This is a genomic window from Anaeromyxobacter sp. Red801, from assembly GCF_049201065.2.
Classification (GTDB): domain Bacteria; phylum Myxococcota; class Myxococcia; order Myxococcales; family Anaeromyxobacteraceae; genus Anaeromyxobacter.
The window spans coordinates 1,630,479-1,648,758 of sequence record NZ_CM181236.1 but is presented as its reverse complement, the minus strand read 5'-3'; the positions used below and the strand labels follow the sequence as shown (position 1 = coordinate 1,648,758).

The following is an 18,280-nucleotide window of genomic DNA, read 5'->3' as shown; positions in this document are numbered from 1 at the left end:
CGCCCCCTAGCCCGGAACCGCCTGGATGCGCGCGGGCACCGCGCCGCGCTCGGCCGCCTCCACGTGCGCCCGCAGCTCGTCCACCTTCGCCTCCCAGCCCTCGGCCCGGACCAGCGCCGAGCGCGCCGGGTCCGGCCCGCCCGCGCGGAGCGCGCGGCCCACCGCGGCCACGAACTCCTCCGGCGTGCGGGTCACCGTGCAGCCCGGCACCTGCCGCAGCTCGGGCAGGTCGGTGCAGACGTTGGGCAGGCCGGCCGCGACGTACTCGCGCGCCTTCAGCGGGTTCGCCGCCAGCGCCAGCTCGTTGCGGCGGAACGGGGTGATGGCGACGTCGAAGCCGCGGCACCAGGCCGGCAGCTCCTGGTACGGGCGGCGGCCGAGGAGGTGGACGTTGCGGGCGCCGTCGAGCGGCGCGGTGGAGGTGATCACCTTGCCGAGCAGCACCACCGACGCCTGCGGGTACGCGTCCGCCACCTGGCGCACCAGCGGCAGGTCGATCCAGTCCGCCACCAGCCCGAAGAACCCGATCACCGGCCGGGGCAGCGCGGCGAGCGGCACCGGCACCGGCAGCGACGGGTCGAGCGCGCGGGCGAAGTGCGCGTGGTCCACGCCGTGGCGGACCAGCACCGCCCGCGGGTTGATCAGCCGCTTCGCCGCCAGCAGCCGCTCCGACGACGCGATCACCAGGTCGGCCCGCCGGAGCAGCCGCGCCTCCAGCTCGGCCACGTGCGCGCTCGCGTCGCTGAAGGCCGAGAACTCGTCCACCACGTGGTAGACCACCAGCGCCTCGCCCAGCGTGCCCGCCACCGCGGCGGCGCTGGGCAGGAAGCTCCAGGAGATGGGCCGGCCGAACCCCAGCCGCTGCATGGCGGCGCGCACCTGGAGCCGCAGCAGCGCGCGGTTCAGGCGGCGCACCGCGGCGAGCCCGTAGGCCGGGACGTACAGCGGCGCGAGCACGTGCAGGTTGCGCTCCGGCTCGGTGAGCCCGCGGGCCGCGTCGCGCAGCTTCTTCCAGATGCGCGCGGCGTCGGCGGTGGTCGCGCGCGGGGCGCGGTTGCCGAGCGAGTTGACCCACAGCACCCGGTTGTCCCGGGCCAGGATCCGCATGATGTGCGTCTTGGAGAGCGGATCCCCATCCCAGTCGTTCGAGAAGCAGACGATGTCCCGCCCAGTGAGCGCCGCCACGCAGACAAGCTGGGTGCGCGGGGCCCCCGGCGGCGAGCATTTGAACGGGGCGGCGCCCCGCGCGACGCGCGCGACGCCGGTCACCCCGCCGCGACGCGCGAGCCGCGCGGGCCGGGGGAGCGGCCGGCCGGGCGGGCGCGCTCCTCCTCGGCGTCGGCCAGCGCGCGCCACTCGCCCGGCACGGGACGCACGAGGCCGAGCGCGGTGAACACGCCCTCGAGGTTGCAGGCGGCCAGCGCGGGGCTGTAGCCGGCCGGGCCGAGCGTGGTGTTCTCCCAGACCATCTTGCGGCGGAGCGCGAGCGGGTCGCCGCCCCGCACGTTCTCCGCGTCCTCGGTGGTCACCGCCACGTCGAACCCGAGCTCGGCCACCAGCCGCCGCACCGCCGGCGTGTGGTAGCCGTTCGGGTAGGCGAACGTGCGCGGCGGCCGGCCCAGCCGCTCCGCCAGCGCGTCCCGGCACCCCGCGATCTCGCGGCGCGCCCGGGCGGCGGGCAGGTGCGGCAGCACCGCGTGGGTGACCGTGTGGCCCCCCACCTCCACCCCGCCCGCCTGGAGCGCGCGGATCTCGTCCCAGTCCAGCACCCGCGTGCCCGCGGGCAGGTCGGCGTCGGCGAGGCCCACGCGCGCCGCGAGCGCGTCCGCCACCTCGAGCAGGCGCGGGTGCGGCAGGCGCGCGATGAGCCGGTCCAGCGTGGCGGCCGGCCCGGCGCGGGCGCACGCGTCCAGCAGCGCCTGCGGCGCGCGCGGCAGGCCGGCGCGCTCGGGCGGGATCCCGCGCGCGGCCAGCTCGGCGAGGGCCGCGTAGATCCGGTCGTGCGGCAGCCGCCGCGCGGTGCCCACCAGCCCGGTCACCACGAACGCGGTGGCCGGCGCGCCCAGCGCGCGCAGGATGGGCAGCGCCACCCCGTGGACGTCGGCGTACCCGTCGTCGAACGTGACGGTGACGACGTCGCGCGCGCGCGACGTCCCGGGCGGCTCGGCCAGGATGCGGCGCGCGTCGGCGAGGCTGACGAGGTCGCGCGTCCGCCCGAGCTGCTCCAGCTGGCGGCGAAGGGTGTCGGCGGACACGAGCAGCGAGGCGAGCCCCTCGCGCGCGCTGGCCCGGTAGTCGTGCGTGACGCGGTGGTACGAGACCACCAGCACCCGCGCGCCCCCCGCCTGCCGGCGGCGCAGGGTCCCCACCGCGCGATGGGCGCCCGCCGCGTGCAGCGCGCCCGCCACCGCCACCTTCAGCGCGCGGCGGACGATCCAGCGCGGGCTCCCGTCGGCTCGCTCGGGCATCGGGCTCCCCGGGCGCGGCTAGGGCGCCGCCCCCGCGTTCACCTCTCGCGCGCGCCGCGCCCGCTGCAGCGCGCCCCAGACGCGCTCCGGCGCCACCCGCCGCGCGAGCTTCCGGGCGGTGCGCCAGGCCTCCTCGGCGGCGGCGGCGGTCCCCGCCCGCAGCGAGGGCGCGCGCAGGCGCACCGCGCAGGTCTCGCGCCGGTCCGCCGCCCAGTCGAGCTTGTACGGCTCCTCGCCGCGCAGGAAGTCGTAGTCGGCGAGGCCGCGCGCGTACGCGTCCTCGACCGTCCGCCCGACCAGCACCATGCCCGGGCTGCGCGACGCCCACCGCGGATCGTAGCCGGACTGGTAGTAGAGGAAGCGCCGCCCGGCCTCGAGCCCGTACACCGCGGCGATGGCCTCGCCGTCCACGAACAGCCGGTAGAGCCGCAGCCACCCGCGCGCGGCCAGCAGCGGCGCCACCTCGAGGTGGAACGCCTCCGGGGCGCCGGGGGGGATGCCGTAGGAGCCGCCCTCGCCGGCCCAGCGCAGGCGGTGCAGGCGAAGGAAGTCCGCCATCGCGCCGGGCGCCTCCTCCGGGCGCGTGGCGACCTCGATCCGGTAGCCCGGCTGCCGCGCCAGCCACCGCACCCGCCGCCCGAACGTCTCGCGGCGCCGGATGCCGCGCAGGTGCGCGTCCCAGGTCCCGGCCACGGCGAACCCCGGGCAGGCGAAGCGCCGCTCCACCCGCGCCCGCACGCCGCGCGCCGCCGCGGCGGCCCGGAGCGCGGCGACGGTGGGCGAGCCGCAGGGGAGGTCCTCGAGCTCGAGCGCGTCCCAGCCGTCCAGGTCGAGCGCCGCGGCCGCGATCGCCGCCCGCACCGCGCTCGCCTCGGCGGGCCGCGCCAGCACGTCGAGCCCGTCCGCGCCGGTGACGCCGTTGCCGAGCAGCTGCCAGCGGCGCGCGCCGAGCCCCGGCCTCCCGGACAGCACCAGCAGCCCGGCCAGCGCGCCGGCCGCGTCCCGCGCCTCCAGGATCCGGAGCGGCCGCCGCGCGCCGAAGTGCCGCCGCCAGGCGGCGAGCCACTCCCACGAGAGGAACGGCGTCGGCAGGCCGGCCTGCTCGAGCAGCGCCGACCACTCGGGCCGCAGCGCGTCGAGCCGCGCGGCGTCGGTCGAGCAGCGGACCGCGACGGAGGGGTGAGAGGCCGTCACTCGAGCGCCTCGCGCACGCAGGCCGCCACGTAGGCCATGTCCTCCGGCTCGAGGTCCTGGTGGACCGGCAGCTCCAGCACGCGCCGCCGCAGCGCGGTCACCTCCGGGAACGCCTCGGGCGGGCAGAGCGGGTGGCCCGTCCGCCAGAAGTCCACCGCCTCGATGCCGCGCGCGGCCAGGCGGGAGCGCACCGCGGCCTTGTCGTCGCACGGCAGCGGGTAGAACAGCGGCGCCACGCCCGCGGGCACCTCGGTGAACGGCGGCGGCGCGAGGTCGCGGAGGCGCCCCAGCAGCAGGAAGTAGTTGCGCCGCCGGGCGTCCACGATCGCGCGCGCGTCCAGCCGCCGGGCGATGGCGGCGGAGAGCCCGCTCATCCCCAGCCCGACCGCGCCCGGGTCGAAGGTGCTCGTGCCGGTGGAGACGGGGCGGAGGCGGCCGGACGCGCCGCGCGCCGTGCGCACCACGCCGCGCGCCGCCGCCCGGAGCGCCACGCCCGCCTCGCCGAGCCGGAACGCGGCGTTCGCGAGCAGCGCGCCCGCCGCGTGGGACAGCGTCGAGGCGAGCGGCGCGCCGCCGGGCTCGGGCAGCTCGGCCGCGATCCCGGGCGCGTTCACCACCAGGGCGCCGCCGTTCGGCACCGGGAGCGCCTTGTAGAAGCAGAAGATGGCGAGGTCGCCGGTGGAGCCGAGCGGCCGGGTCCCCTCGGCCGACAGCAGCGACAGCGCGCAGTCCTCGATCACCGGCAGCCCCGCCCGCCGCGCCAGCGCCCGGATCTCGTCCATGGGCTGCGGGAAGCCGGCGTAGTGGATGACGTAGATCGCGCCGGCGCGCGGCCCGCGGCGCGCCTCCAGGTCCTCGAGGTCGAGCCGCATGCGGCCGTCCACGCGCACGAACACCGGGATGGCGCCGGCGGCGGCGAGCGCCGACACCTCCACGCCGTGGTGGTACGCGGGCACCAGCACCTCGCGCCCCGCCAGCCCGAGCAGGCGCACCGCGTGGAACACCGCGTTGCGGGCGAAGTAGAAGCGCACCATGCGCGGGGCGCCGAACGGGAAGGGAGGCGGCCGGTCGGCCGCCAGCGGCGAGAGCATGCCCGGCCAGAGCGTGGGGAGGGCCGGGATGTAGCGCCGCCGCGCGGGGCCGGCCGCCGTCCCGCCGCGCAACGCCATGGCTCGGCTCACCGCCACCACGAGAGGGCCTCCTTCACCGCCGGGCGGACCCGGTGCTTCAAGGTGTGCATGGCCCGCCCGGCGATCGACGGCCGGTACACGTAGAGCCAGTCATGGGGCCTGTGCCGGGGCTCCCAGTCGCGCTTCCAGGGCATGTCCGGCCCGAGGAAGTCCAGCTCCGCGAGGCCGCGCGCCTCGCACTCCGCCACCACCTCGCGGTGGAGGAGCTGGCCGGGCGACACCTGCGCGAGCGACTCGTCGTAGGCGATCTTGGGCAGCGCGTAGACGCCGCGGTGGACCAGCCCGAGCTGCGCCGCCACCGCGCGGCCGTCGAGGGTGAGCGCGCGGAGCGCGAGCGCGCCGCGGCGGGCCGCGTCCCCGGCCACGCGGCGGTAGAACGCGAGCGTGCGCGGGTCGGCGGCCATGGCCGTGCCGCGCGCGCCCTTCCAGCCGGCGGCCTCGAGCGCGAACAGCTCGCGCAGCGCGCCCTCCAGATCGCCGCGGCCGTCCTCGCGCCGCACCGCCACCGCGCCCAGCTCCCCGAGGCGCCGCGCGCGCCGCCGCAGGTTGGCGCGGAGCTTCGACGAGGTCCGCGCCTCCGCGCCCTCCCCGCCCAGCACGAGGTAGGGCGTGCGCAGCGACTCCCAGCGGCCGGTGAGGTGCCCGTCCGCGCGCGCGAGCGGCTCGAGCAGCGTCGAGGTCGGGCCGTCGCGGGGCAGGTCGCGCAGCAGGAGCGCGTCCCAGCGCAGCCGGTCGCGCAGGTGGCCCCACAGCGCCGCCGCCGCGCCCGACGCGTCCGGGCCGAGCGCCCACTCCACCCGGCAGGAGTGGTCGTTCGCGGGCGCCACGAGCCACGTCGCGCCGTTGCGCCGCTCCTCGAGGAGCGGCGCGAAGCCGGCCGCGGCGCCGGCCGGATCGCGCGCCACCAGCACCCGGAGCGGCGCGCGCGGCGCGAACGCGTCCAGCCAGGCGGCGAGCCACTCGTGGCGCACGTAGGGCAGGTCCACCGGCCCGCGCGCGAGCAGCGCGTTCCACTCCGGCTCGAGCGCGTCGAAGGCGCGGCGCCCCTCCAGCGCCTCGACGCGGTACGGGAGGCGGCGGAGGGCGGGCGCGACGGGGAGCGTGGCGGTGCCGGGCATGGGTCTCCTACCGGGCGCGCGCCAGCGCGAGCAGCGCGGCCGCGAGCTTCTGCGGATCGTGGCGGCCGGGCTCGGACGCCGAGGCCAGGTCCGCCGCCACCGGCACCGCCCCGAGCGCCTCGAGCGCGGCGCGGTCCACCTCCACCGGGCGGGCGCCCCGGGCCTCGAGCGCCGCGCGGTGCGCCGCGGGCTGCGGCCCCCGGTGCACCAGCGCCACGTCCACCACGTCGCCCGCCTGCCGCCGGACCGCCCGCAGGTGCGCGGCGGCGTCGAGCCCGTCGGTCTCGCCCGGCTCGGTCACCAGGTTCACGCAGAGCACGCGGGTGGCGGCGGTGGCGCGGAGCGCCTGCGCGACGCCGTCGGGGAGCAGGCTCGCGAGCACGCTCGAGTACAGGCTGCCCGGCCCGAGCACCACCAGGTCCGCCTCGAGGATGGCCTGGAGCGCCTCGCGCGGCGCCGGTGTCGGGCGCGCCAGCCGCAGCGCGGCGATGCGCCCGCCCGCGGCGGCGATGGCGGACTCCCCCACCACCTCGCGCCCGTCCTCCAGCGACGCGACCAGCTCCACCGGGCCGTCCGCCGCCGGCACCACCCGGCCCCGCGCGCCGAGCATCGCGGCGGCCTCCTCGACCGCGCTCGCGAAGTCCCCGTGCCGCTGCGCCAGGGCGGTGAGGACCACGTTCCCGACCGTGTGGCCGGCCAGCGCGCCGGCGCCCTCGAAGCGGTGCTGGAACAGCGCCGCGAGCGGGCTGAGGCCGCCGGCCAGCGCCACCAGGCAGCGGCGCACGTCGCCGGTCGCGGGCACGCCGTAGCGGCGCCGCAGCTCGCCGGAGCTCCCGCCGTCGTCGGCGGTGGTCACGAGCGCGGTCACCGCCACCCGCGCGCCGTCCTCGTCCACCCCGCCGGCCAGCCCCGCCAGCACGCGCGGCAGGCCGGTGCCGCCCCCCGCCGCCACCACCCGCAGCGGCCGCGCCGCCGGCGCCGCCGCGCGCCGCTCCACCCGCTCCTCGAGCACCCTCATCACCGCGCCCCCCGTCCCAGCAGCACCACCTTGGCCGTGGCGAGCAGGCACACCAGGTCGAGGAACAGGGTGGTGTTCTTGATGTAGTACAGGTCGTACTCGAGCTTCTTCGCCTGCTCCTCCATGGTCGAGCCGTAGCCGTAGCGGAGCTGCGCCCAGCCGGTCAGCCCGGGCTTCACCAGCTCGCGCAGCGCGAACAGCGGCCAGCGCGCCTTCAGCTCGGACAGGAACACGGCGCGCTCCGGCCGCGGGCCGACCAGGCTCATGTGCCCGCCCAGCACGTTCCAGAGCTGCGGGAGCTCGTCCAGCCGGGCGCGCCGCAGGAAGCGGCCCACCGGCAGGACGCGCGGGTCGTCGTCGGTGGCCCACGCGGCGCCGAGCTTCTCGGCGTCGCGGCGCATGGTGCGGAACTTCCAGATCCGGTACGGGCGGCCGCCGCGGCCGGTGCGCTCCTGCGAGTACAGCACCGGGCGGCCGTCGGAGAGCCAGATGGCGGCGGCCACCGCGGCCATCACCGGCGCGCCCAGCAGCAGGCCCACCGCGGACACCCCCAGGTCGAGCGCCCGCTTCACGGTGCGGGTCAGGCGCGAGACCCGGAAGCCCTCGTCGAAGATGAGCGCGCTCGGCCGGACCAGCGCCAGCGGGATGCGCTGGAGGGTGGCCTCCGCGAAGCCCACGTCGTCCACCACCCGCAGGCCGCGGGTGCGCAGCGCGAGCAGCGCGTCCACCGGCAGCCCCTCGCGCCGGTCCTCCATCGCCACCACCACCACCTGCGCCCGCGCCTGCCGCACCACCTCCAGCACCGGCCCCTGCCGCAGCGCCTCCGGCGGCACCACCGCCGGCGTGCGGCTGCCCTCCGGCACCACGAACCCGGCCACCGCCCACAGGCCGTCCGCCTCGCGCTCCACCGCCCGCGCCAGGTCGCGCGCGCGCGGCCCGGCGCCCAGGAACAGCACGCGGGTGGGCGCCCCCACCACCGCGGGCATCAGCGCGCGCGCCCCGATCACGCCGAGCGCGCCGCCCGCCGCGGCGAGCACCACCGAGCGGTGCAGCATCCAGCCCGGGAGCACCAGGTCGAGCGAGAGGTCGGCGACGGCGAGCGCGATGGTCGCGACCCCGAGCGCCCGGAGCAGCCGCCGCCCGTCGGCGCGGTCGCGCACCGCCGCGTGCAGGTCGTAGAGATCGCCGAGGTAGAGCGCGCCCGCGAAGAACAGCGAGGCGAGGCCGGCGCGCAGCACCGCCGGCGCGATGGGCGCGGCGGCGCCGGTGGCCTGCGCGGCGACCGGTCCCAGCGACGCGCCCGCGAGCAGCGCCACCACGAGCACGGTCTCCTCCGCGAAGAAGTAGAACGCCTTGCGCGGCGAGAACCAATGGTTGAAGACCCGGACCACCCACCCTCCCCCCGACCGCCCCCGCGGCCCCACGGAAAGCTGGGATCTGCCCGCGTTCCGCACATCACCCGCGAGAAGCCCTCCTCATCGCCGCTCCGACCCGGTGCCCCGACGGCGCGCGAGCAGGCGCGCCACGGCGACGGCGGCAGCCGCCAGCGCGAGCGCGAGCGCGAAGCCGCCCGCGAACGCCGGACCGGCGCCGCCCCCCACCTCGCGATCCACCGCGACGAGCGCGACCGCGCTCACAGCGGCTCGACGCGCCGGGCGTCGGGCACCGCGGGCGGCGGCGGCGCGACCGCCGCCGGGTCGCCGTAGATCCAGCGCCCGTGCGCCACGGTCCCGGCGTCCACCCCGTTCAGCACCACGCCGGCCGCGCGCTCACCCAGCGCGTCCAGCGCGAGCCGCACCACCTGGCGCGGGGTCGTCCCCGAGCGCACCACCAGCAGGGCCGCGTCCGCCGCCTGCGCGAGCCGGTCGCCGTCCGCGCCCGCCAGCGCCGGCGGCGCGTCGAGGATGACGTGCTCGTAGGCGGCGCGGAGCTGGTCCATCACCGCCATGGCGCGCGGGCTGCGGAGCGCCTGGGCCGGGTCCCGCGGGTCGCCGGCGCACAGCACCGCCAGCGGGCCCACCCGCACCACCGCCTGCGCCAGCTCGGCCGCGCCCTCCAGCACCTCGGCCAGGCCGGCCCGCGGCGCGAGCCCGAAGCGCGCGGCCAGCACCGGCCGGCGCAGGTCGGCCTCGACCAGGATCGTCGCCCGCCCCTCCTGCGCGGCGGTCAGCGCCAGGTTGGCGGCGGTGGTGGTGCGCCCCTCGCCGCGGCCGGCGGAGGTGATGGCCAGGACGCGCATGGGGCGGCGGGCGGCGAGGCGGAGCACGCGCTGGTACAGGACGCGGTACTGCTCCGCGGCCGGCGAGTCCGGCGCGTCCAGCGCGACCAGGCGGCTCTCCGGCGCGAGGGTCGGGAAGGCGGCGTTCAGCGTCTCGGCGGGGATCATGGCGTTCGCTCCGGGTGACGGGTTCACGACGCGTGGCTGCGGGGCCCGATGCGCGGGATGGCGGCGAGGACCGGCACCCCCAGCGCGGCCGCGTCCTCGGGACCGCGCATGGAGCCGTCGAGCCACTCCGCCAGGCCGGCCGCGGCCAGGCCGGCGGCGACGCTCGCGAGCAGCGCGAGCAGGAGCATGCGGCCGCGATCCGGCGCCGACGGGCGCGTGGGCGCGAGCGCCGGCTCGATCACGCGGAACAGCGCCTGGCCGTCGGCCGCGAGGAGCTGCTCGGCGGCGGCCGCGTCGGCGCGCCGGGAGACGGTCGAGACGTACTTCGCGCGGAGCACCTCGTAGTCCCGCGAGCGCGCCGCCAGCTCCTGGCCCCAGCGCGGCGCGGCCTCGACGCGCTTCTGGTAGGAGGCGAGCTCGGCCTGGAGCCCGGTCAGCGCCTGCTGGTGCTCCGCGACCTCCTCGTCGAGGCGCGCCAGCTGCTCCGAGACCCGGCCCTTGCGGTAGCCGTCGAGCTCCTCGTCGCGGCGCGCCTGCGCCTCCTGCAGCTCGCGCCGCGCGCGGCGCACGTCGGGGTGCTCCGGCCCGTAGGCCGCCTCGGCCGCCTGCACCCGCCGCGTCGCGGCGTCGAGCGCGGCCTCGCTCATGCCGGGCGCGCTCGGGCCCTCCGGGATCGACGCCAGCACCGTGTTGCGGCGGCGCCGGGCGTCGGCGATCGCGGAGAGGTGCATCTCCACCAGCGCCTGGGCGCGCGCGGCGGCGCGCGCGTTCGTGTCGATCATCTCCGGCAGCTCGGCGGCGTGCTCCAGCTTGAAGCCGAGGATCTTGCGCTCGTGGTCGGCGAGCGCCTTCGACATCTCGGTCGCCTGCGCGTCGAGCGTCTCGCGCAGCGCGCGCGCCTGGCTGGCCAGGACCTCGCGGGTCATCTCCTCGTAGGAGCGCGGGAGCAGCTCCGCCGCGGCCTTCACCTTGCGTGGATCGGCGCCGCGCACCTCCACCACGAAGAGCAGCGCGGGCGGGCCGCCGGGCACCTCGCCCTCGAGCCGGACCTCGACCTGGCGCCGCAGCTTCTCGACCGCCCGGTCGAGGTCGCCGCGCAGGTCCGGGAAGAAGTCGGTCTCCCTCACGACCTTCTCCAGGACCGGCCGCGCCAGGATGCCGTGCTTGATGGTCCGCATCCGGTCCTCGAAGGGCGCGACGCCCTGGGCCGGGAAGAAGTCCACCGGGAGCCGGCGCGGCTCGATCTGCACGGTGGAGGACGCCGTGTACTCCGCCGGCGTGAGCAGCGCGAGCGCCGCCCCCGTCGCGAGCACGATGACCGACACCACCAGCGCGATCACCTTCCGCCGCCGGAGCGCCGCGAACAGGTCGTGAATCGTGTAGGTCCGCTCCATGTCCCGTATCCCCTCACCGCGCCGGCAGCGTCCACCCGAGCCGGATGCCCACGGTGGTCCTCCGAAGGTCCGCCGACGGATCGTCGATCCGCGCGAAGTGCGTCACGCCGAGGGCGACGCGGACCCCGCCCCCCAGCATCATCCCGGCCTCCCCCGAGGCCGCGTACCCGAGCGTCGAGTTCCGCCCGCTCGGGACCTCCCCGGAGTGCCAGAGCCCGCCGTCGCCCCGCACGTCGAAGCGCAGACCGAACCTGCGCACCACGCCGACCTCCGCCGAGTCCACCAGGCCGGGGCGCGCGGTGGATCCGATCCCCAGGCCGTGCGCCACCGCCACGCGCAGGTCCAGCTCGCGCCGCGCCAGCCGGAGCTCCGCCCCCGCCTCGGGCACGAGCGCGTGGTCGCGCGTCCCGATCCACATGGCCGGCCCCGCGTACCCGTCCACCTCCAGCATGCGGGTGATCCGGTAGCGGGCCCTGGCGCGGAGTCCCTGCGACCACGCCAGCGAGTCGCCGGCCGGGTCGAAGCCCTGGAACAGCCCCGCCGCGTAGGCCGCGCCCACCGCGAGCCGCTCGCTCGCGTGCCACAGCGCCTCCGCGCCGGGGGCGTGCATCGCGCCGCCGCTCCGGTCGGAGAACACCACCGTCCGCTCCGTCGCGGTCAGCGCCAGCTCGAGCCGCCGCGACGCGTCCCACTCCGCGCGGCCCCGGCCCTGCACCGTCCACGCGGAGCGCTGGCCCGTGCGGAAGATGCCCATCTGCGCCAGGCCGACCGGGTCGAAGGCATAGCCGCCGCGCGCCGTCGCGGTCACCCGCGACCGGCGCGTGGGGGCCGCCTCCAGGTCGAGCGCGCCGCGGTGGTTCCAGATCCCGTGCGACGCGAGCCGCTCGTACACCAGCCAGTCGCCGCCGTAGGTGGCGGTGAGCTTGAACAGGTGGTCGAGCAGCCGGAAGCCCACGTCGGGCGAGATGCGCCCGGTGCGATCCCCGCCCTGCCCCAGGTAGAGCGCGTTGGAGTCGTAGCCGCCCTCCAGGGACAGACGGGCGATGGGTTCCGCCACCGTCACCGCCGCCACCCGCGCGGCCGGCGCCAGGAGCGCGGCCCACAGCACCGCGACCCCGAGCCCGCGCCGCGCACCCATCGCCCGTCCTCGCCCGCGCTCCGCCGGAGGCCGCGCCGCCCTACGGCACGTACAGGACGTCACCGCCCTTGAGCCAGAGCGCACCCGCCGCCTCCCCCTTCACCAGGTCGTCGAAGGACAGCCGCACGCGATCGGCGCCGCCGTCCGGCTTCTGCCGGAGCCACACCACCTCGTCGCCGCCGTAGGGCGTGCGCCCCCCGGCCAGCGCGATGGCCTGGACCACCGACATCGGGCCGCGCAGCGGGAACCCGCCCGGCCGCGCCACCTCGCCCAGCACGAACACGCGCGCGGCGTTGATCTCGCGCACCAGCACCGCCACCGCGGGGTCCTTGATGTACGTCCCGAGCGCCTTGCTCAGGCCGGTCTGCAGCTCCGCCGGCGTCTTGCCCGCCGCCTCGACCTCGCCGGCGAGCGGGAGCGAGATGCGCCCGTCGGGGCGCACCGGCACCACCCGGGTCAGCTCCGGTTCGTGCCACACCACCACCTCGAGCACGTCCTCGCGCCCGATGCGGTACTCGCCCGCATCGGGGCGTGTGCCGGCCCGTTCGGACGCGCTCTTCCCCGCGCACGCCGCCGACAGGAGCAGGACCGCCGTCATCGCCACGTTGCCACGCGCCATTCCGTTCCCCCGGTGCGGCTCTCCGCCAATCGGACGCGCTCGCACCGAGCACGGCGCATGCCACCGGCCCGCCCGCGGCGCGACGGCCGGCGAGAACCGGCGCTCGGCGGGCGGTCCGGGCCGGGCCGCGCGGCCGGGCGCCCGCCGTCGCGGAACGGCGCGGGCGGCGCAGGCGAATGTTTTTCCTCGCGCGCGGAACCGCCGTGCCCGCGTTGCCGCGCGCGCCTGGACGCCCGAACGTTCGGGAGGACGCGGCGGCGGCAGTCGGCCAGCGCGCGCCGGAGGGGACCGATGCTGAGGGCGGCGGCGTGGACGATCGGCCTGTTCGGGGCCGGGATGATGATCTGCAGGCTGTTCCCGCTGCCCTGGATCGAGCCGGCGGTGCTGATCGGGCTGGGCTTCGGCTTCCTCGCGGTGAGCGCGCGGACGGGGCCCCGGCCGCGGCGCACCCGCGCCATCGCGACGAAGGAGGCGGCCGCATAGCGGCGCGGCGCCGCGCGCGGCCGCGCGAGCCGGGGGCGGCGCGGTCCCGGCGCCCGCGTCAGGCCTCGTCCACGGTGGCGGCGTCGCGCGGGTCCACGATCCCGCAGTCCTTGATCTTGTAGAGCAGCGCCTTGTAGCTCACCTGCAGCCGCTTCGCGGCCTTCCGCTTGTTCCAGCCGGTGCGCATGAGCGCGCGCAGGATCGCCTCGCGCTCGGCGATCCGCGCCGCCCGGCGAGCCACGTCCTTCAGCGGCGCGTCCTCCGGGAGCGCGGCGTGGAGCGCGGGGGCGCCGGGCCGCACGTGGTTCGCGGCCACGTTCACCGGCGCCGGCCCGGCCGCCGCGGCCCGCGGCGCGCCCAGCTCCCCGAGCACCATGGCCGGATCGCGCAGCACCACCAGCCGCCGCACCAGGTTCTCCAGCTCGCGGACGTTGCCCGGCCAGTCGTACGCGTGGAAGCGCTCCATCACCTCCGGCGGCACCTCCTCCAGCCCGCCCTGGTAGCGCTCGCGGTACTTCCGCACGAAGTGCCGGACCAGCGGCCCGATCTCCTCCTTGCGCTCGCGCAGCGGCGGCACGCGGACGGTCACCACGTTGAGGCGGTAGAAGAGGTCCTCGCGGAAGCTGCCCTGCCGGATGGCCAGCTCGAGGTTCCGGTTGGTGGCGACGACCACGCGCGCGTCCACCCGCACCGGCCGCTTCCCGCCCACCCGGTAGAACTCCTCGTCCTGCAGCACCTGGAGCAGCTTGGCCTGCAGCCGCGGGTCCATCTCGCCGATCTCGTCGAGGAAGATGGTCCCCTCGTGCGCCAGCTCGAACTTGCCGGGCTTCTCCGCGTGCGCGCCGGTGAACGCCCCCTTCTCGTGGCCGAACAGCTCGCTCTCGAGCAGCTCGCCCGGCAGCGCGGCGCAGTTGATCTTCACGAAGGGCCGCGCGGCGCGCCGGCTCTCCGCGTGGATGCGCCGCGCGATGACGTCCTTGCCCACGCCGCTCTCGCCGACCAGCAGCACCGGCACGTCGGTGTCCGCGATCCGCTCCACCAGCTCGCGGACGCGGTCCATCGCGCCGGAGAGCAGCGGGATGGCGCCGGGGTCCGGCGCCTCGGCCACGGCCCCGCTCCGCGCCGCGTCCGCGCGCGCCCGCCCGCGCCCGTCCAGCGCGCGCCGCAGCACCAGCTCCAGCTCGGCGGGATCGAACGGCTTCGGCAGGTAGTCGGTGGCGCCGAGCTTCATGGCGCGCACCACGTCCTCGGTCTGCGACAGGGCCGACAGCACGATGACCGGCAGCGCCGGGTCCCGCTCGCGCACCCGGCGCAGCACCTCGAAGCCGTCGGGCTCGGGCATCACCAGGTCGAGCAGCACCGCCCCCGCCGGCGCGGCGCCCAGCTCGGCCAGCGCCTCGCCGCCGCCGCGGGCGGCGCGCACGCGGTAGCCGGCCGCGCCGAGGAACTCGCACAGGGGTGCCCGGGCCTCGTCGTCGTCCTCGATGACGAGCACGGTGCAGTCGTTGTCCATCCGGTTTCCGTTCAGTGGCGGCGGAGTGCCGCCGAGGAGAAGCTGGCGCCACCTCCGACGCCCGGCACCGGCCCGATCGCGGCGGCGGCCGAGCGAGCGTGCGCGCGCGCGGCTTCCGTGCGATACCTCCCGCGTGCGACTGTCGCGACCGAGGGTCCTGCTCCGCGCGGTGCTGCTCCTCGTGGGCGGGGCGTTCATGCTGGTGAGGGCGTGGCAGGCCTGGGACGGCGCCCGCACGCCGGGCGGCGACCCGGTGCTGCTGCAGCGCATCGCGCTGGTGGAGGCCCTGGTGGGCGTGCTCGCGCTGGTGGCGGCGGGCCTCGCGCTGCTGTCGCTGCGCCGCCGCCGCCGCACCCACACCCTCCACCTCGACGACCTCGATCGGCGCTGAGCGGCCCCCTGCGGTGGCGCGGCGAACCTCCGCGCCCCACCGCGGCTCTCGCCCTGCAGCCACCCATCCTCGGAGCCCACGCCATGTCCGGAGCCCGCCTCGCCGCCGCCCTCGTCGTCGCCGCCCTGACCGCCTGCAGCCGCGCGCCCGCCGGCCCGCCCGCCGCCCCGGTGGTGGACGGTCCCGCGGCGAAGGCGCTGGTGGACGGCGGCGCCCGGCTGGTGGACGTGCGCACGCCGCAGGAGTTCGCGGCCGGCCACGCGCCGGGGGCGGTCAACATCCCGTACGACGAGATCGCGCGCCGCGCGCCCGGCGAGCTCCCGGACCGCGACGCCACCCTCGTGCTCTACTGCCGGAGCGGCCGCCGGAGCGCCATCGCGGCGAAGGCGCTCCGCGAGCTCGGCTACTCGCGGCTCCACGACCTCCAGCGCGCCGACGCGTGGCCGGGGCCGCTCGAGTCCACCCGGTAGATTACAGTCAGTAGATGCGGGAGACCTCGGCGCCCGAGTAGTAGGCGCGGAGGATCTCGCGGTGGTCCTGCCCGGCCTCGGCGCGCCCCACCGCGCCCCACTGGCACATCCCGGCGCCGTGTCCCCAGCCGCCCCCGCGCAGCGACAGCGCGCCGCCCGGCTCCGGCTCGACCAGGAACATCGCCGAGGGGAGGTCCCCGAGCAGCCGGCGGATGCGCAGCTCTCCGCGGACCTCGGCCCGCCCCGCCGCGCCCGTCACCTCCAGCTCGCGCGCGCGGCCGGACACGCCCCGCGCCGTCACGCGCAGCGCGGTCACCGGACCGATCCCGAGCTCGGCGCCCACCCGCGCCAGCGCCGCCGCATCCAGCCGGCGCGTCCAGCGGAAGCGGCCGCGGCTCGCGCCCGTGGCGCGCGCGCAGTAGGCCTCGGAGCCCGCCACCAGGAACCGGCGCAGCAGCGCGTCGGTGCCCAGGCCCACCGGCCAGCGCGCCGCCGCGCCGGGCGGGAGATCGGGCCGCCCGCGCAGGCTCGGGTCCGGCGTGCCGTCCCACACCGCGTCGTTGTGCTCGCCGTGGCCGCCGCACATCGCCGAGTAGACCGCGTTCACCAGGGTGCGGTCGGCGCGGCCGAACAGCGCCTCGCCGCGCGTCGCGAGCACCGCCGCGTCGGTGCGGCCGGTGCGGGCCCCGTCGCCGCGGTACGCCTGGCAGTGCACCTCGGCGCAGAGCATGAACGGATCGGTCAGGTGGCGCGTGCCGATCTGCGCCAGCACGTTGGAGCGGGCGGTCACCGCCTGCGCCTCCAGCGCCGCGCGCGGCGACGAGGCCGGCATCTCGCTCGGCACCAGCCCCCGCAGCAGCTCCTCGAGCGGCACGCCGTGCACGGCCGCGAGCGCGCCGCCCGCGTCGAGCGTGAGGTACAGGCGGCCGCGGTAGGTGCGGTCCTCGCGGGCCCGGCCGGCGCGCCCGTGCTCGTGCTCGACGCCCTCCACCAGGAACCCCGCCTCGCCCTCGACCGCGAGCGTGAGCGCGGCGTCCGCCTCGCCCAGCGGCGCCCCACCCTCCCCGCGCAGCTCGAGCCGCCCGGACGGCCGGCCCACCAGCGTGGCGTGCAGCGTGGCCCGCGTGCCGTGCGCGGCCCGGAGCGTCTCCACGACCGCGCGCGCCCCCGCCTGCGTGCCGTCGCCGTCGACCAGCAGCAGCGCGCGGCGGTTGTCCACCACGCGCCCGGCGATGCCGTACACCGCGCCCGCCACGCGCGTCTCGGCGCGCACGCCGCGGACCCGCCAGGCCTGCGCCTGCGCCTCGAGGCGCGCGCGATCGGCGAGCGGCGCCTCCTCGAGCAGGGCGCGCCACGCCAGCACCGCCGGGACGGCCTCGCGCGCGACGACCCGCAGCCGCGTGCCGGCCTCGACCCGGAGCTCGCCGCCCCCGCGCAGGAGCACGCGCGCCGGGGCGAGCGGGCGGAACGCGATCTCGCGCTGGCCCTCCATGAGCCGGATGGTGACGAGCGGCTCGCCGCCCGGCGCGAACTCCAGCCGGTGCCCCCAGAGCAGGTCGAGCGGATCGGCGAGGTCGGCGGCCGGCGGCGGCGCGAGCACGGTGGCGTCGGGCGGCGGGAGCGGGAGCGGCAGGGCCGGCTCCGGCTGCGGCGCGGCGGGGGTCGCCGCGGAGGCGGGCTCCGCGGGCGGCGCGGCCGCCGCCGGCGCCGCGGAGGGCTCCGCCGCCGGCACCGCGGGAGGCTCCACCGGCGCGATCGGCTCCGGCGCCTCCACCGCCGTCGGGGCCGCGTCGGCGGCGAGCGCGACGGCGAGGAGCACGGCGAGGAGTCGGCCCATGAGCGGGCCAGCTTACGCCGAGCCGGGCGCGGCGCGCGATCCCCTCGGCGACGGGACGTTCACCCCGGGCCGAGCCCGGCAGGCCCGCCCGCGAGCCGGCGGAAGGCCCGGTGCAGCCGCTCCGTGACCGGGCCGGGGCGCCCGGCCCCGATCGACCTCGCCCCCACCCGCACCACCGGCAGGATCTCGCGCATCGTCGAGGTGAGGAACGCCTCGTCCGCCGCCTCCAGCGCGTCCACGCGGAGCGGCGCCTCCTCGGCCGGCACGCCCAGCTCGCGCGCGAGCCGGAGCACCACCCCGCGCGTCACGCCCTCCAGGATCCCGGCCGCGAGCGGCGGGGTCCGGAGCCGCCCGCCGGAGATCGCGAACACGTTCGACGACGAGCCCTCCGTCACCATCCCGGCGTCGTCGAGCAGGAGCGCCTCGTGCGCGCCCGCGGCGCGCGCCTCGCGCACCGCGAGCACGTGCGAGAGGTGCGCGCCGGTCTTGGCGGCCGGGTCGACCGCGGCGGGCGAGGCCCGGCGCACGCTCGCGATGGCCACCGCCACGCCCTCGGCGTACGCGCGCGCGGGCGGCGCGGCGAGCGGCGCGACGATGACGACCGCCCGAGGGTCCACCGCGAGCGCCGGGTCGAGCCCGATCTCGCCCGCGCCGCGCGTCATCACCACGCGCACGTACCACTCGCCGGCGTTCCACGGCGCCGCGTCCGGCGCCGCCGGCGGCGCGCCCATCGCCTGCGCCGCCTCGAGCGTGCGCGCGATCTCGCGCGCGGTGCGCGGCCCGTCCCAGCGCGGCGCGAGCCCGGTGCGCTCCGCCGAGCGCGCCAGGCGCGCGAGGTGCGCGTCGAGCTCGAACGGCCGTCCACCGTAGGTGCGCACCACCTCGTACACGCTGTCGCCGTACAGGAACCCGCGGTCGAGCACGGACACCTTCGCGTCCGCCGGCGCGACCAGCGCGCCGTCCAGGTTCACCAGGGTCGCCATGCCCTCACCATAGCGCCGGGGCCGCCCCGCGGGCGCGGCGACGCGCCGCGTCCGGGTCGCGGACGGACCGTGAAAACC

The 18,280-nt window shown here is 78.2% G+C and carries 18 protein-coding genes; 3 read left to right on the top strand and 15 right to left on the bottom strand.

Annotated elements, in window-relative coordinates:
- Positions 1-6: 6 nt before the first annotated feature.
- The 12 genes from ACOQFB_RS07455 to ACOQFB_RS07400 all read right to left on the bottom strand — a co-directional run bounded on the left by ACOQFB_RS07455 (position 7) and on the right by ACOQFB_RS07400 (position 12,525).
- The gene (locus ACOQFB_RS07455; RefSeq protein ID WP_421609675.1) at positions 7-1,185 is read right to left on the bottom strand and encodes a glycosyltransferase; all 1,179 of its coding nucleotides are present in this window, start codon (positions 1,183-1,185) and stop codon (positions 7-9) included.
- A gap of 80 nt (positions 1,186-1,265) precedes the next feature.
- Complete coding sequence (locus ACOQFB_RS07450; protein WP_421609676.1) at positions 1,266-2,468, bottom strand: polysaccharide deacetylase family protein; 1,203 nt, start codon at positions 2,466-2,468, stop codon at positions 1,266-1,268.
- Between the two features lie 18 nt (positions 2,469-2,486).
- Entirely contained in the window at positions 2,487-3,662 is a 1,176-nt protein-coding gene (locus ACOQFB_RS07445) for a GNAT family N-acetyltransferase (protein ID WP_421609677.1), read from the bottom strand.
- Positions 3,659-4,849, bottom strand: coding sequence for a DegT/DnrJ/EryC1/StrS family aminotransferase (locus ACOQFB_RS07440; RefSeq protein WP_059438197.1), 1,191 nt, complete (start codon positions 4,847-4,849; stop codon positions 3,659-3,661). Before ACOQFB_RS07440 ends, ACOQFB_RS07445 begins: the two co-directional genes overlap by 4 nt.
- The gene (locus ACOQFB_RS07435) at positions 4,840-5,970 is read right to left on the bottom strand and encodes a GNAT family N-acetyltransferase (protein WP_421609678.1); all 1,131 of its coding nucleotides are present in this window, start codon (positions 5,968-5,970) and stop codon (positions 4,840-4,842) included. Before ACOQFB_RS07435 ends, ACOQFB_RS07440 begins: the two co-directional genes overlap by 10 nt.
- Positions 5,971-5,977: 7 nt before the next feature.
- Entirely contained in the window at positions 5,978-6,988 is a 1,011-nt protein-coding gene (locus ACOQFB_RS07430; protein WP_421609679.1) for a gluconeogenesis factor YvcK family protein, read from the bottom strand.
- Positions 6,988-8,379, bottom strand: coding sequence for a sugar transferase (locus tag ACOQFB_RS07425; protein WP_059438193.1), 1,392 nt, complete (start codon positions 8,377-8,379; stop codon positions 6,988-6,990). Before ACOQFB_RS07425 ends, ACOQFB_RS07430 begins: the two co-directional genes overlap by 1 nt.
- Positions 8,380-8,463: 84 nt before the next feature.
- A complete protein-coding gene (locus ACOQFB_RS07420) occupies positions 8,464-8,625 on the bottom strand; it encodes a hypothetical protein (RefSeq protein WP_237757976.1) in 162 nt (53 codons plus the stop codon).
- Entirely contained in the window at positions 8,622-9,374 is a 753-nt protein-coding gene (locus tag ACOQFB_RS07415) for a CpsD/CapB family tyrosine-protein kinase (protein WP_059438192.1), read from the bottom strand. The genes ACOQFB_RS07420 and ACOQFB_RS07415 overlap by 4 nt, the downstream gene beginning before the upstream one ends.
- Positions 9,375-9,397: 23 nt before the next feature.
- The gene (locus ACOQFB_RS07410) at positions 9,398-10,768 is read right to left on the bottom strand and encodes a GumC family protein (protein ID WP_059438191.1); all 1,371 of its coding nucleotides are present in this window, start codon (positions 10,766-10,768) and stop codon (positions 9,398-9,400) included.
- A 13-nt stretch (positions 10,769-10,781) separates the two neighbouring features.
- Entirely contained in the window at positions 10,782-11,906 is a 1,125-nt protein-coding gene (locus ACOQFB_RS07405; protein WP_059438190.1) for a hypothetical protein, read from the bottom strand.
- Between the two features lie 40 nt (positions 11,907-11,946).
- Positions 11,947-12,525 (bottom strand): polysaccharide biosynthesis/export family protein, encoded by a 579-nt coding sequence (locus tag ACOQFB_RS07400; protein ID WP_059438189.1) that lies wholly within the window; start codon positions 12,523-12,525, stop codon positions 11,947-11,949.
- A 291-nt stretch (positions 12,526-12,816) separates the two neighbouring features.
- Between ACOQFB_RS07400 and ACOQFB_RS07395 the strand changes: the two genes are divergently transcribed.
- A complete protein-coding gene (locus tag ACOQFB_RS07395) occupies positions 12,817-13,008 on the top strand; it encodes a hypothetical protein (RefSeq protein WP_059438188.1) in 192 nt (63 codons plus the stop codon).
- A gap of 58 nt (positions 13,009-13,066) precedes the next feature.
- Here the strand turns inward: ACOQFB_RS07395 and ACOQFB_RS07390 are convergent, their stop codons facing one another.
- Positions 13,067-14,521 (bottom strand): sigma-54-dependent transcriptional regulator, encoded by a 1,455-nt coding sequence (locus ACOQFB_RS07390; RefSeq protein ID WP_059438187.1) that lies wholly within the window; start codon positions 14,519-14,521, stop codon positions 13,067-13,069.
- A gap of 133 nt (positions 14,522-14,654) precedes the next feature.
- Between ACOQFB_RS07390 and ACOQFB_RS07385 the strand changes: the two genes are divergently transcribed.
- The gene (locus ACOQFB_RS07385) at positions 14,655-14,912 is read left to right on the top strand and encodes a hypothetical protein (protein WP_421609680.1); all 258 of its coding nucleotides are present in this window, start codon (positions 14,655-14,657) and stop codon (positions 14,910-14,912) included.
- Positions 14,913-14,995: 83 nt separating this feature from the next.
- On the top strand, positions 14,996-15,382 hold the full coding sequence (locus tag ACOQFB_RS07380; protein WP_421609681.1) for a rhodanese-like domain-containing protein: 387 nt from the start codon (positions 14,996-14,998) through the stop codon (positions 15,380-15,382).
- A gap of 7 nt (positions 15,383-15,389) precedes the next feature.
- Here ACOQFB_RS07380 and ACOQFB_RS07375 read toward each other — a convergent pair whose 3' ends face one another.
- Together ACOQFB_RS07375 and ACOQFB_RS07370 are read right to left on the bottom strand one after the other, a co-directional pair.
- Positions 15,390-17,219: a SpoIID/LytB domain-containing protein gene (locus ACOQFB_RS07375; protein ID WP_421609682.1), complete on the bottom strand. Its 1,830-nt coding sequence runs from the start codon at positions 17,217-17,219 to the stop codon at positions 15,390-15,392.
- 59 nt (positions 17,220-17,278) lie between these two features.
- On the bottom strand, positions 17,279-18,202 hold the full coding sequence (locus ACOQFB_RS07370) for an aminotransferase class IV (protein WP_421609683.1): 924 nt from the start codon (positions 18,200-18,202) through the stop codon (positions 17,279-17,281).
- Positions 18,203-18,280 lie beyond the last annotated feature (78 nt).